A 709-nucleotide genomic window follows, 5' to 3' on the forward strand; every position below is an offset into this window, starting at 1 on the left:
TCGACGGCTCGTACGACGCGGTGCGGCGTTATGCGGCCCGCTGGCGCCGGGCGCGACGTCGCGATGTGATGAATGCGCCGGCGTTCATCCCGCTGCTGTTCCGGCCGGGCGAGGCTTACCAGTTCGACTGGAGCCACGAGGACGTGGAGATTTCGGGCAAGCCGATGCGGGTAAAGGTCGCGCATGTCCGGCTATGCGCGTCGCGGGCAATGTATGTGCGAGCCTATCCCCGCGAGACACAGGAGATGCTGTTCGACGCGCATGCGCGGGCGTTTGCCTTCTTCGGAGGTGTGCCGACGCGCGGCATCTACGACAACATGAAGACGGCGGTCACGAGCGTGTTCACGGGCAAGGAGCGTGTCTTCAACCGGCGCTTCCTGGTCATGGCCAACCATTACATGGTCGAGCCGACCGCCTGCTCGCCGGCGTCGGGCTGGGAGAAAGGTCAGGTCGAGAACCAGGTGCAAACCGCACGCGGCCGCTTCTTCCAGCCACGCCTGCGATTTACCAGCCTCGAGGAGCTGAACGGTTGGCTGGAGGCCGAGTGTCGGCGCTGGACAGAGTTGCACCAGCATCCCGAGCAGAAGGAACTGACGGTTGCTCAGGCCTGGGCTGCCGAGCGCAGCGTGCTCCAGCCTGTTGTCGCACCCTTCGACGGCTTTCATGAGAGCGAGCATGCGGTAAGCGGCACATGCCTCATCAGCTTCGA

General features: G+C 64.6%; 1 protein-coding gene. It reads left to right on the plus strand.

Annotation, left to right across the window (positions count from 1 at the left end):
• Positions 1 to 709 (plus strand): IS21 family transposase (gene istA / locus AVT10_RS11160; RefSeq protein WP_157092757.1); only part of this gene is annotated, 709 nt, incomplete at both ends.

Origin of the sequence: Sphingomonas hankookensis, from assembly GCF_001619955.1 — a bacterium.
Taxonomy (GTDB): domain Bacteria; phylum Pseudomonadota; class Alphaproteobacteria; order Sphingomonadales; family Sphingomonadaceae; genus Sphingomonas; species Sphingomonas hankookensis_A.